General features: G+C 45.3%; 19 protein-coding genes. 1 reads left to right on the forward strand and 18 read right to left on the reverse strand.

Translation table 11 applies throughout. The features are described from left to right. Nucleotides 1-81: 81 nt before the first annotated feature. Nucleotides 82-1,161, reverse strand: a complete 1,080-nt coding sequence (locus tag ACTQWB_RS02845; RefSeq protein WP_441500260.1) for a tyrosine-protein phosphatase — start codon at nucleotides 1,159-1,161, stop codon at nucleotides 82-84. A 117-nt stretch (nucleotides 1,162-1,278) separates the two neighbouring features. On the opposite strand from ACTQWB_RS02845, the gene ACTQWB_RS02850 reads away from it, so the two are divergent. Then, on the forward strand, nucleotides 1,279-2,223 hold the full coding sequence (locus tag ACTQWB_RS02850) for an AEC family transporter (protein WP_441500261.1): 945 nt from the start codon (nucleotides 1,279-1,281) through the stop codon (nucleotides 2,221-2,223). A gap of 592 nt (nucleotides 2,224-2,815) precedes the next feature. On the opposite strand, the gene ACTQWB_RS02855 is transcribed toward ACTQWB_RS02850, so the two are convergent. From ACTQWB_RS02855 to ACTQWB_RS02935, 17 genes are all read right to left on the reverse strand, one after another. Then, nucleotides 2,816-3,061: a hypothetical protein gene (locus ACTQWB_RS02855; protein WP_441500262.1), complete on the reverse strand. Its 246-nt coding sequence runs from the start codon at nucleotides 3,059-3,061 to the stop codon at nucleotides 2,816-2,818. Nucleotides 3,062-3,212: 151 nt separating this feature from the next. After that, entirely contained in the window at nucleotides 3,213-4,394 is a 1,182-nt protein-coding gene (locus ACTQWB_RS02860; protein WP_441500263.1) for a M20 metallopeptidase family protein, read from the reverse strand. Nucleotides 4,395-4,456: 62 nt separating this feature from the next. Continuing rightward, nucleotides 4,457-5,266, reverse strand: coding sequence for an HAD-IIB family hydrolase (locus ACTQWB_RS02865; RefSeq protein WP_441500264.1), 810 nt, complete (start codon nucleotides 5,264-5,266; stop codon nucleotides 4,457-4,459). After that, entirely contained in the window at nucleotides 5,259-6,521 is a 1,263-nt protein-coding gene (locus ACTQWB_RS02870) for a M18 family aminopeptidase (RefSeq protein WP_441500265.1), read from the reverse strand. The genes ACTQWB_RS02865 and ACTQWB_RS02870 overlap by 8 nt, the downstream gene beginning before the upstream one ends. Before the next feature lie 97 nt (nucleotides 6,522-6,618). Beyond that, nucleotides 6,619-6,948 carry a cupin domain-containing protein gene (locus ACTQWB_RS02875; protein WP_441500266.1) on the reverse strand — a complete coding sequence of 110 codons (330 nt, stop codon included), beginning with the start codon at nucleotides 6,946-6,948 and terminating at the stop codon, nucleotides 6,619-6,621. Nucleotides 6,949-7,121: 173 nt separating this feature from the next. Continuing rightward, nucleotides 7,122-8,336 carry an LL-diaminopimelate aminotransferase gene (locus ACTQWB_RS02880; protein ID WP_441500267.1) on the reverse strand — a complete coding sequence of 405 codons (1,215 nt, stop codon included), beginning with the start codon at nucleotides 8,334-8,336 and terminating at the stop codon, nucleotides 7,122-7,124. Nucleotides 8,337-8,414: 78 nt separating this feature from the next. Next, entirely contained in the window at nucleotides 8,415-9,854 is a 1,440-nt protein-coding gene (gene gatB / locus ACTQWB_RS02885) for an Asp-tRNA(Asn)/Glu-tRNA(Gln) amidotransferase subunit GatB (protein WP_441500268.1), read from the reverse strand. Next, nucleotides 9,851-11,323 carry an Asp-tRNA(Asn)/Glu-tRNA(Gln) amidotransferase subunit GatA gene (gatA, locus tag ACTQWB_RS02890; RefSeq protein WP_441500269.1) on the reverse strand — a complete coding sequence of 491 codons (1,473 nt, stop codon included), beginning with the start codon at nucleotides 11,321-11,323 and terminating at the stop codon, nucleotides 9,851-9,853. The genes gatB and gatA overlap by 4 nt, the downstream gene beginning before the upstream one ends. A gap of 11 nt (nucleotides 11,324-11,334) precedes the next feature. Next, nucleotides 11,335-11,628 (reverse strand): Asp-tRNA(Asn)/Glu-tRNA(Gln) amidotransferase subunit GatC, encoded by a 294-nt coding sequence (gatC, locus tag ACTQWB_RS02895; RefSeq protein WP_441500270.1) that lies wholly within the window; start codon nucleotides 11,626-11,628, stop codon nucleotides 11,335-11,337. 141 nt (nucleotides 11,629-11,769) lie between these two features. Next, nucleotides 11,770-13,101 carry an aspartate--tRNA(Asn) ligase gene (gene aspS, locus ACTQWB_RS02900; RefSeq protein ID WP_441500392.1) on the reverse strand — a complete coding sequence of 444 codons (1,332 nt, stop codon included), beginning with the start codon at nucleotides 13,099-13,101 and terminating at the stop codon, nucleotides 11,770-11,772. 37 nt (nucleotides 13,102-13,138) lie between these two features. Further along, the gene (locus ACTQWB_RS02905) at nucleotides 13,139-13,693 is read right to left on the reverse strand and encodes an ANTAR domain-containing response regulator (protein WP_441500271.1); all 555 of its coding nucleotides are present in this window, start codon (nucleotides 13,691-13,693) and stop codon (nucleotides 13,139-13,141) included. Between the two features lie 20 nt (nucleotides 13,694-13,713). Then, entirely contained in the window at nucleotides 13,714-15,036 is a 1,323-nt protein-coding gene (locus tag ACTQWB_RS02910; RefSeq protein WP_441500272.1) for a glutamine synthetase family protein, read from the reverse strand. Nucleotides 15,037-15,252: 216 nt separating this feature from the next. Then, the gene (locus ACTQWB_RS02915) at nucleotides 15,253-16,095 is read right to left on the reverse strand and encodes a class B sortase (protein ID WP_441500273.1); all 843 of its coding nucleotides are present in this window, start codon (nucleotides 16,093-16,095) and stop codon (nucleotides 15,253-15,255) included. 36 nt (nucleotides 16,096-16,131) lie between these two features. Beyond that, nucleotides 16,132-17,142, reverse strand: a complete 1,011-nt coding sequence (gene srtB, locus ACTQWB_RS02920) for a class B sortase (RefSeq protein WP_441500274.1) — start codon at nucleotides 17,140-17,142, stop codon at nucleotides 16,132-16,134. Between the two features lie 7 nt (nucleotides 17,143-17,149). After that, nucleotides 17,150-18,658: a DUF7601 domain-containing protein gene (locus tag ACTQWB_RS02925; RefSeq protein ID WP_441500275.1), complete on the reverse strand. Its 1,509-nt coding sequence runs from the start codon at nucleotides 18,656-18,658 to the stop codon at nucleotides 17,150-17,152. A gap of 66 nt (nucleotides 18,659-18,724) precedes the next feature. Continuing rightward, nucleotides 18,725-19,279 carry a signal peptidase I gene (gene lepB / locus ACTQWB_RS02930; RefSeq protein WP_441500276.1) on the reverse strand — a complete coding sequence of 185 codons (555 nt, stop codon included), beginning with the start codon at nucleotides 19,277-19,279 and terminating at the stop codon, nucleotides 18,725-18,727. Then, entirely contained in the window at nucleotides 19,269-19,490 is a 222-nt protein-coding gene (locus ACTQWB_RS02935) for a hypothetical protein (RefSeq protein WP_441500277.1), read from the reverse strand. Before ACTQWB_RS02935 ends, lepB begins: the two co-directional genes overlap by 11 nt. Nucleotides 19,491-19,512 lie beyond the last annotated feature (22 nt).

Raw genomic sequence — 19,512 nt, forward strand, 5'->3', positions numbered from 1 at the left:
ACCATAGTTGGATAAGGTTATAAAATTCCAACTAACAACCCAATTCCTGACACTTGGTAATGCACCGCTCCGAACCATTTTTTATATCAAATATTTCCCCTGCAGATCCGTAACTGTCTTAGGATTCAGGTATAATCCTCTCCTCAGAAACCTGTCCACATTCCCATATTCTGTATAAATAACCCGGAACATCCGGTCGAGATATTCCTCTTTTACTTTAAAAAGCGCCGACACTTTATTTACATTTGCAATACTGTCCAGCCTGTTTGCTTCCAGATACCGGAGCATATAATCCAGTTCCCCTACCAGACATACATTCGAACGCATAAAATCCTCGCGTATCTCATCCCTGTGCACACCCAGTGCACAAAGAAGAAGTGCTGTGGTCACTCCTACCCTGTCTTTTCCAAAACTGCAGTGCCACAATACAGCGCCATTTTCGTGATGCAGCAACACATCCATAAACCGTGCACACTGCTTAACCGAGTACTGATCCTTTACAAAATTTTCATATTGTATCCTGATCAGCTCTTCAATATCACCATCATACGCCAGTACCTGCTGAAGCATTCCATTTGCCTGAAGCATTCCAAGAACGCTCTCAGGGGAATCACTGATGGTTTCCTCATCAATCATAGGGATATGGTAATACTCCACACCTTTCAAAACAATATCCGGTCTTTCCTTCCGTTCCGTATGATCCCGGAGATCAATCACAGTTTTCAGCTTGCATTCTTCCTGCAAAACACGCTGATCAGCCATGGAAGCATGGTAAAGGTTGCCGCTTCTAAGAAGCTTCCTGGGAAGAACGTGACGGCCATCCTTTGTCGCAATCGCACCAAGATCCCTGGTATTCGGCAGACTCTCAAGTGCGATCTTGCCGCCCTTTGGAAATCCTGTCGCCATCTCCGGATTAAAAAGCTTCAGAATACGCAGGCAATCCTGCGCCTCATGCTCTGTCATTTCAAACTGATAACGTTTCTTACGTCTGGTAATGATAACCAGATAATTAGAAATCATCTGCTTCACTGCTGTCTCTGTGCTTTCGCCTTCCCGATGGATATATGCCCAGATAATATCCCGGCATGGGAGATTATTCTGTATCATATGCCTGAAAAAGACCAGGTTTCCATCTTCTACGCGAATCTTACCGTATCTCATAATTCTCCTCCATTCGTTGCCTTTCATTATTACGATACCACAGAAAACATAATTTGACAATTATTGGAAAGTGTTTATAATCAAAACAAGATAATACAATGCGAGGTAATCTTTATTATGGAAAATCTGATATTTTGTCTGAACGCAACCATCCCCATTTTTATAACTCTTATGCTTGGCTATTTTTTCCGGCGGATTGGTCTGTATGACGATTCTTTTGTCTCCCAGATGAACAAATTCGTTTTCAAGGCTGCTTTACCAGCACTTCTGTTTATGAATATCGCTGAAGCAGATTTCTACGAAGTATGGGATACCAAAATGGTCATCTTCTGCTTTATCACCACATTTTGCAGCATTGCCATCTCCATTGGACTTTCGTTTCTTCTGAAGCCAAGGGATATCCAGGGAGAATTCGTCCAGGCCTCTTACCGCAGCAGTGCTGCCATTCTGGGAATTGCCATTATACAGAACCTGTATGGAGATGCAGGAATGGCACCTCTTATGATCATCGCAAGTGTGCCCCTTTACAATATCATGGCCGTAACCGTGCTGTCCTTTATGAAACCAGGCAGCCATGGCATGAATAAAAAAATGATTCTGAAAACACTAAAGGGAATCGCCACAAACCCGATCATCCTGGGTATTCTGGCCGGTCTTATCTGGTCTGTGCTGCGCCTGCCTCTTCCAACCATACTTAGCAGTACTATAAACAATCTGGGAAAAACAGCCACACCGTTAGGTCTTATGGCAATGGGTGGCGCTTTACATTTTGGAAAAGCATTTTCCAGGTTAAAGGCAACAATCGCGTGTACTTTCATGAAGCTTATTGGCTTCGCTGCGATCTTCCTTCCAATTGCCATTAAACTTGGTTTCACTCATGATAAACTGGTATCCATTCTGATCATGCTTGGTTCTGCTACCACCGTAAGCTGTTATATTATGGCAAAAAATATGGGGCACGAGGGCTCCTTTTCCTCCAGTGTTATCATGCTGACTACATTGCTCAGCGCTTTCACCTTGACGGGATGGCTGTTTATATGCCGAAGTTTAGGGCTTATTTAATTGCTATATAATGTGCTGGATGTCGATTGCCGGACGCGGTCTGGCAATGTATATTCACCGCCGTGCGGAGCAACGTTCCGGCGAGCTAATGACAAACTACGACTAAGACGCTCAGGAGAGCCTTCGCGCCTAAGTCTCCGTAAGTCATGGATCTCGTCTCCACTAAAATCGCTCCTGAAATGCACGGCTACGTGAATATACATTGCCAAACCGCTGGTTATGGACAACTGCAACTAACCAAACAGGAGTTTATCGACTGGAATACAAGCATCGCACAGCTATTAATTGTGGTGGAAAACTTTCAGTTACCCACGACTGAAAGCAATTAGTTCTAGCCAGTTCACAGCAGTTGGACAACTGTTATTGCCTAGCGGGCCATTTCAGGTGCGCCATTAGCGAAGGTGAAATCCACTGCTTACGGAGACTTAGGCGCGAGGGCTTTCCCGAGCGTCTTAGTCGTAGTTAGCAGTTAGTTCGCCGTAGCGTTGCACCGGCCCGCGGTAATAACAATTGTCCAACTGCGTCCGATTTCGACAAACTACAATCCTTAAGTGCTTTCATCACATTAAATAGCAATATATATGATTTTTCATTAGAGCCCGCGTACCAGATTTCTCGCCTCCTCCAAGTCTTTCCCGCTCACCATTACCTCATATACCGCATACTTGTCTGAATCTGCGCGGTTTAACCCGAAATCCCTGCCAGTGCCAATTCCAGGCGCAAACACATTCTTTTCATGACTGATAGTCTGAAACTTATATTTGATATGGGCTTTTTCCAAAGCACACATAATCTGATGATATTTTTCCTTTGAACTTCCAACATATAAAGTTTCCATATACACGCCTTTCTGCAGAATTTTCCTCTGCCTTATACAACAATTCTCTATACCTCAACGGTTCAATGCCGGCCCTCAAAATATACTTGTTTTGTGTCATTATGATCGATCTGCCGATTTCCCAAAGGATATTGTCAGTTTCAATTCTCTCTCACACACCTTTTAATGTCTCATATAACGCTTCCAGGCTGTACAGCAATATCTCCTCATCAAACTGGAATTTCGGATGATGGAAGGGATATACCTCTCCTTCTGGTCTGGCAAGAAATACCAGGAACACACCTTTTGCCTGTAAAAAATACCGGTAAGCGTTATCCCCACTTAGAAACAGCTGTTCTTCATTTTCAAGAATAAACCGATCCCCGAAAACCTTTTTCCCAGCAGCTTTTGCTGCCTTTGTAAGCCCAGCATCATTGATAATAGGGAGGACCGCAGGCTTGGGATATATAACCTCTATGCCGGTTCCTGTCACAGTTTCGATTTCTTTCACCGCTTTACGCATTTCCCGGTCAAGCGCCCAATAATCCTCTTCATAGGCAGCCCGGATATTTCCGCGCAATGTTACAAGATCTGTAATGATATTCGGGTATTCTCCGCCATGAATTGTGCCGGTTCCCACCAGACAGGGACCTTTTCCCCTGTAATTTTCATTCAGGTCATGAAGGGCTTTTACTACAAGAGATGCCGCATAAATACTGTCAATTCCCTTTTCTGCCTCGCACCAGTGGCTTGACTTACCGTGAACACGGATTTCCATCCCATTGATCATTGCAGAAGCCTGTCCCTTGTGAACTGCCATTCCAAGAGACTGATCTACTGCATAATGAAACATCAGAAAAGCATCTGGTTCTCCCTCCAACGCGCCAGCTTCCAGCATTCTTCTGGCTCCCTCGCCAATTTCTTCTGCCGGTTCAAACAGGAAACGCATCCGCACTGGGAATGTCTCTTTTTGTTCTGCCAGTATCTTCGCCAGCATCAGCGCCACTGCTACGATCCCGTCATGTCCGCAGGCATGCATGACTCCGGCATTTTCCGATGCATAGTCAAGCCCCGTCTGTTCCTGTATGGGAAGGGCATCCATTTCTGCACGAAGCACCACTTTTTTCCGGTATGCAAAAATTTCGCCATCCTGGCAAGGATGTTCTGCAATGATCCCGGTAGGTGAAACCTTTCTCAGACGGTAACCAAGCTGTTCCAGATAATTCCAGATAAATTCAGAGGTCTCATATTCCTTAAGTCCAAGCTCCGGATGCCGGTGAAAATATCGGCGCAAATAGATCAGTTCTTCCTTATAGTCTGCAAATTTACATTCATAGCCAAATTGCTTTTCCATTCTCTGTTTCCTCTAACCCTCTCCTTTTTCCTTTCAAATAGGATTTCTTATTCAGGCATCCGTCAGATCAGCCCAAGATGCTCCAATCCATTGCGGATCCCATAATGGAAAATATCACTTGTCACGTAATCTGCCAGTTCCTTGATTCCTGGCGCAGCGTTGCCCATTGCCACCTTGGTCTTTGCATACTCGAACATGGACAGATCGTTATTGCTGTCACCGAACACAATGGTGTCCTCATGGGCAATGTCAAAGATCCGGCACACAGCTGCAATTCCCACAGCTTTGGAAAAGCCCTTTGGGATCATCTCAATAGTATCTCCTGCCAGACCTTCCCCCACATGGCCGATAAATTCATAATAATCTGCCAGCTCTTTGCAGGCCTGCTCCGGATTGCTTCCAGGAAGAATTTTAGAACTGATCTTATTGATATGAAGATCCTGCTCATAACCTCTGATCGGGCGCCACTTTCTGCCAAGTGCCTTTGTGATCAGATCCGCATACCAGTTCACATCAGTGTTATACTCCTCTTTATCGTAATACATCCAGTCGGCACCTTCCATGACCGGAACCAAGCCATACTTGCGGAGCACCTCCACAGAACGCCATGCTTCCTGTGTCGTCATCTCTTTGTTAAAAAGACGTTCCCCATTTTTCTCAATGGTGCATCCACAGGCTGTGATCATGCCGGTAAACGGGATCTGCTCCAGATAATCCGGTACAAAAGCACGACTTCTGCCAGTGCAAAGCCAGGCCTCATGACCATTTTGCACAAGCCTTGTGATCGCCTCTATGGCACTTGCCGGAGTCCCTTTCTCAATGTCGCAGATCGTTCCATCTGCATCAAAGAAAACTGCCTTTTTCTTAAGCATAAAACACCTCCGCAAGTTTGACGAAATCGCAGGTATCCTTCACTCCTGCTGTCTCATAAGGGGAATGCATAGCCAGCTGTGGAAGCCCGATATCCACTGTATTTAACGCCACCTGGGTATTGGAAATATTGCCAAGGGTAGAACCTCCTGCCACATCGGACCGGTTCACGTAGACCTGACAGGACACTCCTGCCTCTTTGCAAAGTTCTTTAAACATTGCTGCTGAAATACCATCTGTACAATACTTCTGGTTTGCATTATATTTGATCGCAATACCGCCGTTAATATGAGGACGGTTCACTGGATCTGCTTTCTCCGGGTAATTTGGATGAATCGCATGGGCATTGTCTGCTGAAATCATAAAGCTCTTTGCAAGAGAGATCAGATAATCCTCGTAGCTTCTGCCCAGTCCCAGATTAATACGGAGCAGGGTATCACGGAGAAACGTAGAGGCAGCTCCCTGCTTGGTGCCACTTCCTACCTCTTCATTATCCATCACCATATGTACACAGATGCTTTTCTCATTTTTCCCTGCAATCAGGCCTTCCATAGAGGAAAAAGCGCACTGCAGATCATCCAGTCTCGGTGCGGAAACAAATTCGTTCTCCCCGCCCCATACAGAACCTGGCATGCGGTTATAAAGGAACAGGTCATGGCCCAGAATATCCTCTTCCTGGATTCCTGCTGCCTCTGCTACTGTCTTAAAGAAAGAGCCCTTTGCACTTTCCAGGCCGTAAAGTGGCAGCATATCCTTCTGAACATTGTACTTATAACCGCTGTTTGCCTCACGGTTCATGTGAATGGCAAGATTCGGGATCATCAGCATATCCTTATCCACAGTCACCAGCTTCTCACAGATCTGTCCATTCTCTTTCACGATCAGACGTCCGGCTACGGAAAGCGGTCTGTCAAACCATGGTGCAAGAAGAGCACCTCCGTAAAGCTCCACATTCAGCTTCACATAACCATTTTCCACCATCTCCGGATTTTCTTTGATCTTCAGGGACGGGGAATCGCTGTGGCTGGCAATGATGTGAAAGACATCACAGGAAACCTCCGGTACTGTGAATGCAATGATGGCAGAATGATTCCGGATCACAAAATACTTCCCGCCATTTTGGATTTTCCAATGTTCTTCCTCTTTAAGCTCGGTAAATCCATTTTCTGTAAATCTTTTCTTCATCTGCTCCACTGCCTGGAATGCAGTAGGGCTCTCTTTGATAAATTCAAGTAATTTCTCTGCTGTATGATTCATTTCTAACTCCAATTCCTCACAACTCGATTTTTAATTTATTATTTGCTCAATTTCCAGACATTCTTATTTTCAGAATCCCCTTACTTTCAAGAAATTCTCAGTCCTTGATAATCAGTGCCATGAACACCAGATCTGTGTTCCCTGTGTTTGCAAGCCCATGTCCTCTTCCATCTGGCGTAAAGGTAATGTCTCCTGCCTTCACATGTCTCCAGGAAGTCCCATTGTCATTATATTCGCCCTCTCCAGTCAGAATATAATAGGTCTCACTTTCCCCATAATGCATATGAAAACCAAGGGAACATCCCGGCTCTAAGGTTACCTCTGCATAAAGCCCACACTTTCCATTGAGCTGCTTCTCATCCAGCAGTTCTTTTATGATAACATGTCCATTTCCTTCACACATATGTTCTACACGACTGATCTTCATCTTTTATTTTCCTCCTTTGTATAACAAAAATTGCCCTTACCACAATAAAGAACAACAAGTTTTTTCTAAAACAAAAAACGTATCCCCAGCCCCGGAGCCTCGCCTGAAAAGCAATTCTTTTCAGGCAGGTTCCAGCCAGAGATACGCCCTGTTTTGGCTTTATTTCATTATAATTACAAACTCTTGATCCTGTCAATGGCTTTCAGGGTATTCTCGTAAGTACCAAAAGCAGTCAGACGGAAATAACCCTCTCCATGGGCACCAAAGCCAGATCCCGGTGTACCAACCACGTTGGCATTTTTCAGAAGATAGTCAAAAAACTCCCAGGAGGTCATTTTATCCGGTGTTTCCAGCCAGATATATGGTGCATTCACACCGCCGGATACGGAGAAACCAGCCTTTGCAAGCTCGTCATGGATCAGCTTGGCATTTCTCATATAGTAGCCCACCTGATCCTTCAGCTGTGCCTTGCCAGCCTCAGAATAAACAGCCTCGCCTGCTTTCTGGACAATGTACGGAGCTCCATTAAACTTAGTGCCATGACGTCTTGCCCACAGACTGTGAAGAGATACCCCATCTCTTACCAGCTCCTTTGGAATTACGGTAAAACCAAGGCGGACACCTGTAAAGCCTGCATTTTTGGAAAAACTGCGAAGCTCAATGGCACAGGTTCTTGCACCCTCGCATTCATAAATGCTGTGAGGAACATTCGCCTCAGAAATATAAGCCTCATAAGCAGCGTCATAGATGATCACGCAGCCATTTTTGTTCGCATAATCCACCCATTTCTGCAGTTCATCCTTAGTGATGGCAGATCCGGTAGGATTGTTTGGGAAACAAAGATAGATCAGATCCGGCACTTCCTTCGGGAACTCTGGAAGGAAGCCATTTTCCTTGCGGCATGGCATATAGATCACACCGTCAAAGTTCTCACGGGCCTGATTGTACTCGCCGGTACGGCCAGCCATAACATTGGTGTCTACATAAACCGGATAAACCGGGTCGCATACTGCCACTTTATTATCAGTTCCGAAAATTTCCTGGATATTTCCGGAATCACTTTTGGCACCATCGGAAACGAAAATTTCATCCGCCGCAATGTCGCAGCCTCTGTCCTGGTAATCATTTTTTGCAATGGCATTTCTCAGAAATTCATAACCAAGATCCGGTGCATAACCGTGAAACGTCTCCGCATGTGCCATTTCCTCTACGGCACTGTGAAGCGCTTCAATGATAGCCGGAACAAGAGGCTGGGTCACGTCGCCGATTCCAAGGCTGATCACTTCCTTCTCCGGATTTTCTTCTTTATATGCACGCACCTTTTTTCCAATCGTAGAAAAAAGATAGCTTCCTGGTAATTTCAGATAATTATGATTTACAGTAACCATCTGTTTTTCCTCCTTAACAGTTTGTTTTCTCTAATCATTGTATATATGTTCTAACTTTGAATCAAGTTAAATTTTAATCTATTTTCTTTTCTCCACCTCAGCCAGCAATGCCTCTCTTACACTGGCCGGGTTTGCCTTGCCCTTCATCTCTTTCATGATCTGGCCCACGAAGAAGCCCATAACCTTCTCCTTACCTCCAAGAAGCTCGGACAACGGTCCCGGGTTCTCATCCAGAATGCGGCTGATGGTGCTGGTAAGAAGCCCGGTATCCTCCACGATCTTAAGGCCATGCTCCTCCACATAAGCCGCCGGGTCAATATCCTCGTGAAATACTTTTTCAAATACTTTCTTGGCATTCTGGGGGCTGACCTCTTTTTTGTCAACCAGGGTAAGAAGGTCAGCAAGATGCTGAGGTGTAAATCTTACTTTCTCAGCCTCTACTCCTTTTTCCTTCATAAGGCGGAGCACTTCCACCATAAACCAGTTCGCAGCTTTTTTCGGATTGCCGCATAAAGTAGCCACCTCTTCGAAAAGTGCAGCAAGATGTCTGGATTCGGTAAGGATCTGGGAATCGTACTCTGGAAGGCCAAATTCCTGCTGATAACGGGCAGCCTTCTCCTCACGGAATTCCGGAAGCTCACTTCTGATCTTTGCGATCCACTCATCAGAAATATGAATGGGCGGAAGATCCGGATCCGGGAAATAACGGTAATCCTTTGCATCCTCTTTGGAACGCATTGCATGGGAAGACTCTTTGTTATCATCCCATCTTCTGGTCTCCTGAACAACATTTCTGCCCATTTCCAGGAGCTCGATCTGACGCTCCCTTTCTCCCTCAATGGCATGTGCAATAGCCTTAAAAGAGTTCAGATTCTTCATCTCGGTTCTGGTTCCAAGGGTATCACTTCCTGCAACCCGCACAGAAAGGTTTACATCTGCACGCATGGAACCTTCCTGGAGCTTACAGTCGGAAACGCCCAGATACTGCATGGTGCAGCGAAGCTTCTCCAGATAAGCGATTACCTCATCTGCGCTTCTCATATCCGGCTCGGAAACAATCTCGATCAGCGGAACGCCGCTTCGGTTATAGTCCACAAGAGAGCAGTCCTCCCACTCGTCATGGATCAGCTTACCTGCATCCTCCTCCATGTGCATTTCGTGGATCCGCACCTTCTTTTTGCCAGCCTCTGTCTCAATCTCCACAAAACCGTCGTGGCAGATTGGCAGATACAGCTGGGAAATCTGGTAATTCTGCGGGTTATCCGGGTAAAAATAATTCTTACGGTCAAATTTACAGTACTGATTAATGCTGCAGTTAGTAGCAAGACCTGCACGAAGGGCAAACTCTACCACTTTTTTGTTCAATACAGGAAGAGAACCTGGCATACCGGTGCATACCGGGCAGGTATGGGTATTTGGCGCCCCTCCAAAGGCTGTGGAACAGCCGCAGAAAATCTTTGTTCTGGTGGCAAGCTCTACATGAACCTCAAGTCCGATAATTGTCTCATACTGTTTCATGCTCTCTTACCTCCTTCCTCTGGTGTTCCGAAATCCCCTCTTGCTGTTTCGTAAGCGTGAGCTGCACGGAGGATTTTCTTCTCCATGAAGCAGTCTCCGATCATCTGGATGCCAATAGGAAGACCGGTGCTGTCTTTCCCACAGGGAACGGTGATTCCCGGAAGTCCGCACAGATTCACGGCAACGGTATAGATATCGCCCAGATACATCGCCATAGGGTCTTTTAAGCTCTCCCCGATTTTCGGCGCTGTATAAGGAGCTGCCGGAGCAAGGAGAACATCATATTTTTCAAAAGCCTGGTCAAACTCTTTCTTGATAAGAGCTTTTGTACGCAAAGCTTTCAGATAATAGGCATCATAATAACCAGAGCTTAAGACGAAGGAACCAAGCATGATACGGCGCTTTACCTCTTCCCCAAAGCCCTCTGTACGGGAGCGCTTGTACATATCGTGAAGCCCCTCATACTCTTTGGCACGGTAGCCATATTTGACACCGTCGAAGCGCTCCAGGTTAGAGCTGGCTTCTGCGCTGGCAATGATATAATAAGCCGGAATCATATATTCCATGGTTTTCACGGAGAAAAACTCCACAATAGCGCCAAGCTGGGTCAGCACTTTAAGTGTCTCCATAAACGCATCCTTTACCTCCGGTGAAATTCCCTCTGCCAGATATTCCTTGGGAACGCCGAATTTCATCCCTGCGATCTTATCCGTCATCACATCGGAGAAATCCAGATCCTGTCTGTCAATGGAGGTACTGTCTTTCGGGTCATGGCCGGCGATCACCTGAAGAAGTGCGGCACAGTCAGCCACATCCTTTCCTACCGGTCCGATCTGGTCCAAGGAAGAGGCATAGGCAACCAGTCCATAACGGGAAACAGTACCATAAGTCGGTTTCAAGCCTGTAACGCCACAATAAGAGCTTGGCTGACGGATAGAGCCACCGGTATCAGAACCAAGTGCCAGATAGGTCTCTCCCGCTGCTACGGCCGCACAGGAGCCTCCTGATGAACCGCCAGGTACATGCTCTGTGTTCCATGGATTGCGGGTGATCCCATATGCGGAAGTCTCAGTGGTACTTCCCATGGCAAATTCATCCATATTTGTCTTTCCAATAATGATCATCCCTGCCTTTTCCAGGCGGTCAATTACCTCTGCCTGGTACTGGGGCACGAAGCCCTCCAGGATCTTTGAGGCACAGGTGGTAGGCTTTCCCTGCACACAGATATTGTCCTTGATGGCAATGGGCACACCGGCAAGAGGTCCGGTATAGGTTCCGTCCTCAATGCCTTTCTGTACTTCCTTTGCCCGTGCATAAGCCTCTTTTTTATAGGTGTCCAGATAGGCGTGAATCCGGTCATCTTTTTCTTCTATTTTGGAAAAAACTTCCTTCACTCCGTCCAGGACACTGATCTCATGTTTTTTGATCTTATCTGCCAGCTGTAAGGCTGTTAATTTTTCTAATTCCATGTAAATGTCTCCTATCCTATGGTCTTTGGAACCTGATACTGTCCATCTTTGGCTTTTGGCGCATTTGCAAGCATTGCCTGGCTGTTGTCGCCGTTGGTAACCACATCTTCACGGAATACGTTCTGGTCGCCGAAAATATGGGACATTGGTTCTACCCCGGATGTGTCCAGTTCATCCAGTTTATCTACATAATCAAGCATTTCCTGCATGTCTTTTTTGGCTTTTTCTTTCTCTTCTTCTGTAAGGGAAAGTTTTGCAAGAATGCAGACATTTTCCATGGTTTCGTCATCGATCTGTTTTGCCATTTCCTCATCCTGCCTTTCTCTATCTACACTATATCATCTATAAATCGCTGTTTAATGTGCTAATTATTGGTTTCCCGTACGCGGTCTGACAATGTATATTCACCGCCGTGCGGAGCAACGTTCCGGCAAGCAAATGACTAACTACGGCTCAAGACGGTTCAAGTCTCTTGGGAACAGGCAGGCTTCGCGGACGTTTTCTTCGCCAAGGAGCTGCATGGTGAGACGCTCCAGACCGATTCCAAGGCCACCGTGAGGCGGCATGCCGTATTTGAAGGTATCCAGATACTGCTCCATGCCTTCTGTCTCCATGCCTCTGTCTTCGATCTTTTTCAAAAGGGCATTATAATCATGAATTCGCTGTCCTCCTGTGGTGATCTCAAGACCGTGGAAAAGCAGGTCAAAGCTTAAGGTAAATCTGGTGTCCTCCGGGTCATCCATTGCGTAGAATGGACGCTTCTTGGAAGGATAATGGGTGACAAATACAAAATCAGCGTTATATTCTTCTTTGAAATACTGGCCAATAAGAGCTTCCTCTTCCGGCTCCAGGTCGAATGGGTTGCGGATCTGACGGTTGTATTTCTTGGAAACAAGCTCTTTGGCTACGTCGAAACGGACTGCCGGAATACGGGACGCATCCGGAAGCTCCACTTTCAGGATTTCCAGCTCTTTGCTATAGTCTTCCTTCAGAAGCTTCATGGCATACTGTAAAAATCCTGTTTCCATCGCCATGATTTCTTCGAAGCCATCGATATAGCCCATCTCAAAATCAAGGCTGGTATATTCATTCAGATGTCTCTTGGTATTGTGCTTCTCTGCACGGAAAACAGGACCGGTTTCAAAAACACGGTCAAAAACACCTACCATCATCTGTTTATAGAACTGGGGACTCTGTGCCAGAACAGCCGGTTTGTGGAAATAGCTGAGCTTAAACAGGTTCGCACCACCCTCTGCGCCTCTCGCTCCGATCTTCGGGGTATGGATCTCTGTAAATCCATTCTCATAAAGATAATCGCGGAATGCCCTTGTCAGTGCTTCCTGGATCTTGAATCTGGCACGTTCCTGGATATTACGGAGAGAAAGGGAACGGTAATTTAATTTGGCTTCCAGAGAAGTATTCAGTTTCCATTTGTCAATGGCAAGAGGAAGAGGCTCTGCCGGTGCAGATAACACCTGGATTTCCTGAATATGAAGCTCTCTGCCATGAGGCGCGCGCTCCTCTTTATTCACGGTTCCTTTTACCTTTACGGTCATTCCTTCCTTTAACTCATGCACGGTAAGATTTGCTTCCTCATTTACCAATACGGTCTGGAACAGACCTTCTCTTTTTCTGATGATTACAAATGCAACATCACCCATGTTACGGATACTGTGAATGGCGCCTTCCAGGATGGCTTCCTGATTCAGAAGTTCTTCTCCAATCAGTGCATCCCAGCTGCTCACTTCTTTTTTCCAACTTCCATCCAAAAACTCCATTTCCTCATCCTCCATTTCATCTATTTCTTTATAAACCTTATACTTCGTCATATAACAGCATCAGAACCATCTGTGCTGTCTCTACCATATTCGTCCCGGAATCCATACTGCATTTCTGAATATACCGGTATGCATCCTCTTCTGTTAAGTGGTTTCGTTCCATAAGAAGAAGCTTCGCATTGGAAATATAATTCTGCTCTTTCCAGGAACGGGGCTTGGGCTTCTTCTTTTCTTTTCTGATCCGCCGCTCGATCTGGGACAGCATCATATCCACCGTGTTCACCAGATCACTGACTTTCATTGGCATTTCCACAGTCAGGACTGATGTAGGCGCTTCTGCGATCACTCTTCCAGACGCCAGCAGCAACATTTCAAAGCAGGAAGGAATATCTTCCAGCACATCCCGGTAATACCGGTCCGGCAGCTTATATCCGCAGATCAGTACCCCTCCGTCCAGCTCACTCATGCTGGCAAGTGCTGTTGAAGCAGTTGAACATACCGCAGCTACTGGAAAACCGTGCCGGTTTAGTATGGTACGAATTTTCTTTGCGTCGTCGATTTTTGGTAATGCAATCACTATGCTGCTGTTCATATGAATGCCACTCTCTTATCTTAAATCTTATATAAATACTGGCTGATTTCCCATTCGCTTACCTGTCTCATATAATTCAGCCATTCTTCCTTCTTGGCAGCTGCATATTCCTCACAGAACTTTTTGCCAAGTATGGACTGAATCCAGGTGCTCTTCTCGAAATAAGAAATGGCATCATCCAGATTCAGTGGAAGATTTCCAATATTCATCGCCTTCTGGTCCGATTCTGAGAAAGAACGGTCAGAAGCTTTGGTGGGATATAATTTTCTCTGGATTCCGTCCAGTCCGGCAGCAATGCAGACTGCAAATACCAGGTAAGGATTGGCTGCTGCGTCCGGGCTTCGAAGCTCGATTGCCAGGCTGTCTGTTCTCAGATTGGAAATACGGATCAGAGAGTTCTGGTTATTCTTTGTCCAGGTCAGCTCTGTAGGAGCATCATAGCCTGGCACCAGTCTTTTGTAAGAATTTACAAGAGGATTGGTGATCGCAGCCATTTCCTGGCTGTGTGCCAGAAGTCCTCCGATGAAATGGTAAGCATCCTCGCTCAGTCCGTTTACATCGGAAGGATCTGCAAATATATTTTTGCCGTCTTTATATAATGCAAAATGAATGTGCATACCGGAACCATTGACCTCAGCCCGTGGTTTCGGCATAAATGTGGCATGAAGCCCATGGCGTTTGGCAATGGTACGGACTGCCATTTTGAAAGTCATAACACAGTCAGCCATTTCATTTGCACCGGTAAATTTAAAATCGATCTCATGCTGTGCCGGGGCTGTCTCGTGATGGGAGGATTCGATCTCATATCCCATATCCTCCAGGTTCAGAACCATATCACGTCTTGCATTTTCCCCAAGATCCAGGGGACTGATATCCAGGTATCCTGCTTTTTCATGAGTCACTGTGGTAGGAATGCCATTATCGTCTGTGTGGAACAGGAAAAACTCACATTCCGGATCCACCTCGCATACATAGCCCTGCTCTGCTGCCATATTCACTACCTGTTTCAGGATATATCTGGGACTCTTTTCAAGAGGTGTTCCGTCGGAACGATAAATGTCACAGATCAGTCTGGCAACCTTCCCCTGCTGCGGGCGCCATGGAAGAATGGTAAAGGTATCGTAATCCGGATGTAAGTACATATCCGGCTCCTTCTCCCCTGCGATTCCTGCAATATAGGAACTGTCAACTACATATTCGTTATCCAGTGCCCGGGGGAGCTCCCTCGCGGTAATTGCAATATTCTTTAACGTACCGAACATGTCGGTAAACTGAAGACGAATGAACTCTACATCTTCGTCCTCTGCCATCTGTAACACTTCTTCTCTGGTATAATTCCCCATCGTGCTCTCTCCTTTTTCATTCTCATGCCCTCATCCATCCAATCTTGCATGATTCTTTATTTAAACAAAAAAGGCGCACTTCAGAAAGCTACCCTTCTGAAGAACGCCCTTGTTCATGGAGGTTATTATAGCAACAACCCCTTCTTTTGTCAACTGAATTTTTCGTGCTTTACCGTGGCGATTTGCCATAGTCTTGTGATTTTTGTCCGGTTCCGGTCAGTTCTCAGATTCTCCGGTTTCGGTTTCTGCGGCAACCAGAACCAGTCTGCCATCATTCTGGGAATATTCACAGGTGGAAAGAGTAAGAAGACTGGTGCCAGAGTCGGGAAGACTGTCTGCTGACCAGATGGCATAGCGGCTGCATTGTTTCAAAAAGCCCTGGTAGATCTGCTCATCTGACAGATCGATACATTTGTAATAGGGGAATTTCTGTGCATCCGTATCTGACAGAAGCATCACAAATATCACCTGATAACAGTTACTCGCCTCCGGAGTATCGTACCAGATGATCCCGTTTGTCTGGCAAAAGTCCGGATCCTTGTATAGCATCAGATTCTGGAACATGGTTCCATCTTTCATATGATGGCCGTAAATGATCTGGTTTTCGGAATCTTCCTGACAGTTTACATCCAGGAATAAAGCCCCGTGGGGATTTTCATTTCCTTCAAAATCGTGATTCAGATAGAAGTCGTTGTCCTCTTTGGTCTGCATCACCGGATAGTCGATCACTGTGCCAGGGATCCGGATCCATGCTGTAAGCTCTGGGTTCTGCTCCTGTAACTCCACAAGCCAGGGATTGGCAAGAGAAGTTTCTGATTCTGCCTCCTCTTCACTGGGAGTATCCTTCTGCGTTTCCTGCTGTGAGACATTTTCCTGATTATCTGTCCCCTGCTCATTTCCTTCATGTTTGTTGTCCAGCCCGGCTTGCGCCTGGCTGGACAACTTATCATAAAGCTCCTTAGTCTGCTTTGTGGAGGCATCTATCTTCCACACATTCCATATTGCAATAAGAAGAAGCACTGCACACACAGGATACAGTATTTTTTTAAGTTTTTTCATAATCTACTGCACTTTAGAGCCTGTCTGAAAAGGGCTCTAATCCTTATGACGTTTTTCTCTGATACGGTCCACGGTTTCAAAACCAATGATAAAGAGAATGATTCCCCCGATCAGATACATCCAGAGATCCCGGTTCTGGGTATCCCCTGTTTTCTTCGGTCCGTTTCCGTAGATATCATCACCAGATGTGCCGCCTGCTGTACTATTTCCAGGAGTTCCATTTCCAGAGATATCATCACCGCCATTGGTATCATTGCCACCAGGAGTATCCGGATTTTGCGGATTCTGAGGTTTCTTAGGATTTTCCCGTACCAGGATCAGCACAGTACGGTCATTGGTGCTTCCGTCAGAACAGGTAACCAGAGAAACGGCCTCCATCCGGTCTGGCGAATTTTTCAGCTGGTTGATCAGCTCCTGGTGATACCAGATGCTGTTTTCTTCCAGGTATTTTCCCAGACCGTCCAGATTATCTTTCCATTTATCCGGATTAAAGATTTCTTCCGTTCCTGCCGGAATCTGCAATACAGCTGCCACACGAAGCTTCCGGCTCTCCCCGGGAACCATCAACGTCGCTGAGGTATTTTTCTGGAAAAAGTCTTTTTCCTTAAACAATGCCAAATCTCCGAACATAAGATGCTCGTCCATATTGTGGCCGTAGATCAGGGAATAATTATCGGAAAAGTCCCGCTGGTTTCTCACATCCAGGAAAATGCTCCCTGCCAATGAAAAATCCCCGTATACATCCTTATTCATATAGGTAAGATTGGTCTCGCCCTGCAAAACCGGATAGTCAATGTTCGTTCCGTCTACGGTAATCCAGCCCACTACATCCCCGTTCAACGCCCGGAGTTCATCAAAACCAGGACCGTCCTTGGCATTCTCATCCGGCTTCAGCTGACGGATCTGGTCCTGAACATTCTCTGCGGACTTGTAAATCTGGGAATTATCCCATATGGAATAGCCTGCATACACAGCCGACACCATGACCAGGGAACTGATGATCCATCCATATATTCCATTCAGAAGTTTCAGGACAACCCTGTTCATAGATTCTTTACTCCTCGATCATGTTTTTGCGGCGGTGAACAAACACAAATGCTGCGGCAGCCACAAGAAGCAGCATGGCAATGTATGGGGCGTTGGAGGTGATGACACCGACGTCGATTTTAACATCCTTGTTATTCGTAATAACTAATTCATCTGATGCATCTGAAATGGAACCTGTTGCTGCATTATCAGCAGAAATATCTCCTGCTATTTTATCTTCTTCTACAAAGAAATTACCAGTTTTATCTTTTGCGCTCGCATCCGAATTAACTTTTCCCGTATCTCCAATTACAGATTGACCATTAAAGCTTGTTGCTACATCTGGTGAAGAAAACACTAATTTATTTGTATATGTATTATCGGAAGGTTCTGTTTCTACTACTTGATAGCTAACTCCATAAGGAATGTTTTTAAAAATAACCGTTTCTCCATCCTTAATAAAAAAACTTACTCTTGCATATGCTGCATCAGTAGCATTTGCTTCAACTTTACTAGTTCCGCCTTTAGACGTCATCCATCCACTAGTTTCAACATTATTCTGTCCATAAATTGTTTGGCCAGATGATGAAGTACCTTTTTCAGAAAATACAGCACTATATGTAATATCACTTGTAATAATAGTCCCTGCTGGTTTTGTAAATGTTACAGTAACTTGGAATCTCTTTTCCTTATCACCTGCATTACCGGTAACTTCTTTTTTAATGGAAAGCTTGCCAGCATAATAGGTATTTTGAATATCGTTGACTTTTGCAGATGCCGCATAATTATTATCAGTAGTATTTTCAGCCCATGTATTATACTGACTATTAGATAATTCATCAGTAGGTGCCGTTTTATGCATCGTCACCGAACGAAGGAACTTTTTAGAATTATTAGCAGTGTCATAATCAGGATTATTTACCACCTGCACATGAATATAATAGACAGCCTCATGTCTACCATTTGACACAGTTATATCAGAACTTCCTTTAGCATCATTTGTTCCATAAAATACACCAGTAGTTTTGGTCTGTGTTTCAACCACTTTGTACCAGAAATCTCCAACCGATTTATATTCACTTAATGTAATTGTTGCACTTTTTTTAGTATTCTTTCCAGCATCTCCAACTTCCGCTTTTATAGTAACAATATTAGTCTTATTATCACTTTCTACTGTAACTGTATTATCTCCAGATGCAACAGCTAAGGCAGGCATATTACCCGCATCATATGCATTTCCATCAGCTAAACCACTACTTGATCCCGCATTCCAAACACCATAAGGAGTAATTGTAAAGACAAAATCTTCTGCCGGACTACTGCTTTCTTGGTCAGAACCAGATCCACGAACATAATCTTTAATAAGATTGATTGTAGCAGTATCACTTGCTACATTATTTCCACCATTTTTCAATCGACTATTTGTTTCTTTCGTTGTGGGTGTCTGAGTATCCTCCGCGAACACCGTCGCGTTCATCCCCACAGTCATGGTTCCTGCGAGGGCAAGCACCATCACTTTTCTAAGTAATTTATTCATTTTAAGTTTCCTTTCTTTGCTTCCTTTTCCCTTACTTCGGGATTTCGTTTTTATAGTGTGCATCTTTTAGATTCCTCTTCTCCGGAAGATGCTAACTACCTTTGCTTTGATGTCGGCTGTGCTTACAGGGCCGAAGTCTCGGCTGTCTGTGGTGTTGGTCCGGTAATCGCCAAGCAGATACACACAGCCTTCCGGAACCGTATAAGGATAGGTCTGTTTTCCCGGATCTGTGGGAAATGCGATTTCCCCGGTCTGCTGGGTTCCGTTTACAAAGAGTGTTCCCTCATCTGTAATATCCACGCTGTCACCCTCTCTCGCAACGATTCTGCCAATCACTTCTTTTCCCTGCACGCTGCACACTACCACATCATTTTTCAGATACCGTTTGTCCAGGCGGTAGCCCAGTACAATATCGCCATCCAGTATGGCGGGATACATATCTGTTCCACTGGCACTTGTGATAAAAAATACCTGACTGAGTGCGAACCAGAGCAAAACAGCCATGATTCCTATATTTTTTACCAGTTCCAGATAGCCCCGCCTGGTGGCAAGGCGATACCTTTTTTTCCGGATCTGCTCACTTACATCCGCCAAAGGATGCAGGCTGTCATCATCCATCATTTCTGGTATCACCTCCCTGATACTCTTTCAGAAGTGCATCATAACGGGCGCGTTCATTTAACAATGCCTTTTCATAAAGGCCGTTCAGCTCCCATATTTTTTTTAATACGTCTTCCTCGTCTACGCCTCCAAACAACTTCTTTTTAAATTTCAGCTTTTTCACCCAGTTTGTGATATCCTCATGGGTTTTGCTGGTTATTTCTTTTTTCACTAAGGAGGCACCTCCCCTCTTT

The organism is Blautia sp. HCP3S3_H10_2 (assembly GCF_052122375.1).
Classification (GTDB): domain Bacteria; phylum Bacillota; class Clostridia; order Lachnospirales; family Lachnospiraceae; genus Blautia_A.

Excerpts from the sequence above, each read along its gene's own strand:
- ACTQWB_RS02845 (WP_441500260.1), bottom strand. The coding sequence starts at position 1,161 with ATGAGATACGGTAAGATTCGCGTAGAAGATGGAAACCTGGTCTTTTTC.
- ACTQWB_RS02850 (WP_441500261.1), top strand. The coding sequence starts at position 1,279 with ATGGAAAATCTGATATTTTGTCTGAACGCAACCATCCCCATTTTTATA.
- ACTQWB_RS02855 (WP_441500262.1), bottom strand. The coding sequence starts at position 3,061 with ATGGAAACTTTATATGTTGGAAGTTCAAAGGAAAAATATCATCAGATT.
- ACTQWB_RS02860 (WP_441500263.1), bottom strand. The coding sequence starts at position 4,394 with ATGGAAAAGCAATTTGGCTATGAATGTAAATTTGCAGACTATAAGGAA.
- ACTQWB_RS02865 (WP_441500264.1), bottom strand. The coding sequence starts at position 5,266 with ATGCTTAAGAAAAAGGCAGTTTTCTTTGATGCAGATGGAACGATCTGC.
- ACTQWB_RS02870 (WP_441500265.1), bottom strand. The coding sequence starts at position 6,521 with ATGAATCATACAGCAGAGAAATTACTTGAATTTATCAAAGAGAGCCCT.
- ACTQWB_RS02875 (WP_441500266.1), bottom strand. The coding sequence starts at position 6,948 with ATGAAGATCAGTCGTGTAGAACATATGTGTGAAGGAAATGGACATGTT.
- ACTQWB_RS02880 (WP_441500267.1), bottom strand. The coding sequence starts at position 8,336 with ATGGTTACTGTAAATCATAATTATCTGAAATTACCAGGAAGCTATCTT.
- gatB (WP_441500268.1), bottom strand. The coding sequence starts at position 9,854 with ATGAAACAGTATGAGACAATTATCGGACTTGAGGTTCATGTAGAGCTT.
- gatA (WP_441500269.1), bottom strand. The coding sequence starts at position 11,323 with ATGGAATTAGAAAAATTAACAGCCTTACAGCTGGCAGATAAGATCAAA.
- gatC (WP_441500270.1), bottom strand. The coding sequence starts at position 11,628 with ATGGCAAAACAGATCGATGACGAAACCATGGAAAATGTCTGCATTCTT.
- aspS (WP_441500392.1), bottom strand. The coding sequence starts at position 13,101 with ATGGAGTTTTTGGATGGAAGTTGGAAAAAAGAAGTGAGCAGCTGGGAT.
- ACTQWB_RS02905 (WP_441500271.1), bottom strand. The coding sequence starts at position 13,693 with ATGAACAGCAGCATAGTGATTGCATTACCAAAAATCGACGACGCAAAG.
- ACTQWB_RS02910 (WP_441500272.1), bottom strand. The coding sequence starts at position 15,036 with ATGGGGAATTATACCAGAGAAGAAGTGTTACAGATGGCAGAGGACGAA.
- ACTQWB_RS02915 (WP_441500273.1), bottom strand. The coding sequence starts at position 16,095 with ATGAAAAAACTTAAAAAAATACTGTATCCTGTGTGTGCAGTGCTTCTT.
- srtB (WP_441500274.1), bottom strand. The coding sequence starts at position 17,142 with ATGAACAGGGTTGTCCTGAAACTTCTGAATGGAATATATGGATGGATC.
- ACTQWB_RS02925 (WP_441500275.1), bottom strand. The coding sequence starts at position 18,658 with ATGAATAAATTACTTAGAAAAGTGATGGTGCTTGCCCTCGCAGGAACC.
- lepB (WP_441500276.1), bottom strand. The coding sequence starts at position 19,279 with ATGATGGATGATGACAGCCTGCATCCTTTGGCGGATGTAAGTGAGCAG.